General features: G+C 58.9%; 3 protein-coding genes. All 3 read left to right on the top strand.

What is annotated here, in order from left to right:
* Positions 1–936 (top strand): flagellar motor switch protein FliG (gene fliG / locus AB4043_RS21505; RefSeq protein ID WP_442308035.1); only part of this gene is annotated, 936 nt, incomplete at its 5' end.
* On the top strand, positions 920–1,579 hold the full coding sequence (locus AB4043_RS21500; RefSeq protein WP_442299377.1) for a FliH/SctL family protein: 660 nt from the start codon (positions 920–922) through the stop codon (positions 1,577–1,579). The genes fliG and AB4043_RS21500, both read left to right, overlap by 17 nt.
* A partial coding sequence (locus AB4043_RS21495; RefSeq protein ID WP_442308034.1) for a FliI/YscN family ATPase occupies positions 1,576–2,766 on the top strand: 1,191 nt, incomplete at its 3' end. The genes AB4043_RS21500 and AB4043_RS21495, both read left to right, overlap by 4 nt.

Below are 2,766 nucleotides of genomic sequence, written 5' to 3'. Positions count from 1 at the left end.
ATGTTTCAGTATCTGTCTGAAACAGACGTCYAGCGCGTGACGGAAGAGATCATGCGTCTCGGCACGGTTCCCAGAGAAGAACTGGCCAACGTGATCGGCGAGTACTACGCTTTGCAGGAGACGCAGAAGTTTGCGACACGTGGCGGTGTTGACTATGCCCGCCGGCTGCTGCAAAAGGCCTTTGGAGAGAACCGCGCAGAAGAGCTGTTGAACGAAGTGTGGCGCCTGCGTGAGCGCTCCATGAGCGACCTCACCATGTTGCAGAAGATTGATCCACGGCAGCTGTCGAAGTTCCTCGAGGGCGAGCATCCCCAGACTGTCGCACTGGTCCTGGCTCACCTGGAAGCCGGCCGCGCCGCGTTGGTGCTAATCGCTCTTAGTGAGGAGCTGAGGACTGAGGTGGTGAAGCGGCTTGCGGAAATGCGTCAGTTCTCTCCGGAGATGGCACAGAAGGTTGCGTTGCAACTGTATCGCCGCTCTGAATCGATCGGACAGAACAAGAAACATTCCTATGCTGGTTTCAAGGCCGTGGCCGAGATGCTGAATCGCGTAGATCAGATGTTGAGCAAGAAGATCCTCGAAGACATCGAGCAGAACCAGCCCGAGATCGCGCTTGGTATCCGCAACCTGATGTTTACCTTCGATGACCTGCTGACGGTACCGCAGGCCGGTATCCGCGAGATCGTTGGCGCGGCGGACAAGAAGATTCTGTCAACGGCGATGAAGGGCGCCAAGGAATCTCTGCGTGCGCACCTGTTCCAGGCGATGAGCACGCGCGCTGCCGAAATGCTTCGCGAGGATATGGAAGTGATGGGACCCATCCGCTCGCGCGATGTCGCACAGGCCCAGCAGGAACTGTTGGCGCTGGCGCGGCGGCTTGAAGCAGAAGGAAAGTTGATGCTGAGAATGGAGACTGATAATGACCTTTCCGCTTGAGTCCACTGGGCGTGATCACTCTGTGGGCCCGCTACGGTTCCGGTCACATGGCCGCCTTGGACGTGAGGTACAACCCGCTGAAGCAGAAGAGGATTTCACCGCTGAATTGGAACGTCTTCGTGCGGCGCTTTTTCAGGCAGAGCAGCAACGTATCGCAGACGTTTCCCTGGCGCGCGAGCAGGGTGCGAAGCAGACGCGCGCGGCAATGGAAGAAGAGGCAGAGGAGCGGCACGCCGAACTTCGCCGCGAGATAGGCGATGCCGTCGAGGCATTTGAAGCAGATCGCAAACGTTATTTTGCCGACGCCGAGGCTGAGGTCGTAAAACTTGCCCTCGCATTGTCGCGGCGCATTCTGAATCGTGAAGCGAAGCTTGATCCTCTTATGCTGCGTGGCGTGGTTCGTGTCGCGGTAGAGCAGATGACCAGTGAAGATGAAGTCCGTCTTCGCGTGCCTCGCGCCGACGTGGCCGCGTGGACAGATATCCTGCAGGGCCAGGATGTCCAGGTAGAAGGGGACGGCGCAATGCAGCCTGGGGCCTGTGAGCTCTATACGAAGTGTGGCTCTGTGGACTTGGGAGTGGAAGCGCAGCTTTCTGAAATTGAGACCAGCTTCTGCGAGCTGCTTGGAAAGCGTCCCTCATGAGGTTGCAACGCTTTCATGCACGGCTGTCTTCGACGCCTTCTTGGCGATGGAGCGGACGTGTTGCTGAAGCAGAAGGGCAACTGATCGAGGCAGACGGACCTCCTTGCTCCGTAGGTGAGTGTTGTGAAATCGTTGCGGATGGCAACCGGCTTGAGGCCGAGGTTGTAGGAATTCGCGGCAGCCGCACGCTGCTGAGCCCGGTAGATGCGGTTGCCGGTGTTCGTTTCGGCGCAAAGGTGTTTGCGATGCGCCGCAGGCCCTCGCTTTCGGTAAGCGAGCAGATGCTTGGCCGTGTCTTCGACGCCGGCGGTCAACCGATTGATGGCGGCCCATCGCTCGATGCGATCGAACGGTGGCCATTGGATGTGAACCCTCCGGGCCCGATGGAGCGAAAGCCGATTCGTGAACCCCTTGGAACGGGGCTTCGCGTCATCGATGGAGTTCTCTCGGTAGGCCGCGGACAGCGCATCGGTATCTTTGGCGGATCAGGCGTCGGTAAGAGCACGCTGATCGGCATGATGACCCGCAATACATCGGCGGATCTGACGGTGGTCGGTCTCGTCGGCGAGCGGGGACGAGAAGTCGGCGAGTTTCTTGAGGACGCCATTGGCGAGGAAGGGCGTAAGCGCAGCGTGGTCATGGTCGCGACCAGCGACCAGTCTCCATTGATGCGTATGCGTGTGGCGATGTCCGCAACATCGGTGGCAGAGTACTTCGCGGCCCAGGGTAAGAATGTATTGCTGGTTCTGGACTCGGTAACCCGTTTCGCCATGGCGGCGCGCGAGATTGGCCTCGCTGCCGGCGAGCCGCCCGCGAGTAAGGGATATACGCCTTCGGTATTTGCCAAGACAGCGCGGCTGCTGGAGCGTGCCGGGAACTTCCAGACGGGTAGCATTACAGCGTTCTATACAGTTCTGATGGAAGGCGACGATCAGCAGGATCCGATTGTGGACTCTGTCCGCTCCATCGTCGATGGACATATCGTGCTTTCACGGCAGATGGCCGGAGCGGGATGGTATCCGCCTGTGAACGTCGTGGATTCGGTGAGCCGTTTGATGCCGGCAGTCACAACACCTGAGCACCTACGTGTCGCGAATCATGTTCGCCGGCTGCTGTCAGCATATGCAAAGTCAGAAGACCTGATTCGCATCGGCGCTTATCAGACTGGTAACGATGCCGAGCTTGAT

Origin of the sequence: Terriglobus sp. YAF25, from assembly GCF_052113305.1 — a bacterium.
Classification (GTDB): Bacteria; Acidobacteriota; Terriglobia; order Terriglobales; family Acidobacteriaceae; genus Terriglobus.
This window is presented reverse-complemented; position numbering and strand designations above follow the sequence as displayed.

Coding starts and splice junctions, on each gene's coding strand:
- AB4043_RS21500 (WP_442299377.1), top strand. CDS start 920: ATGACCTTTCCGCTTGAGTCCACTGGGCGTGATCACTCTGTGGGCCCG.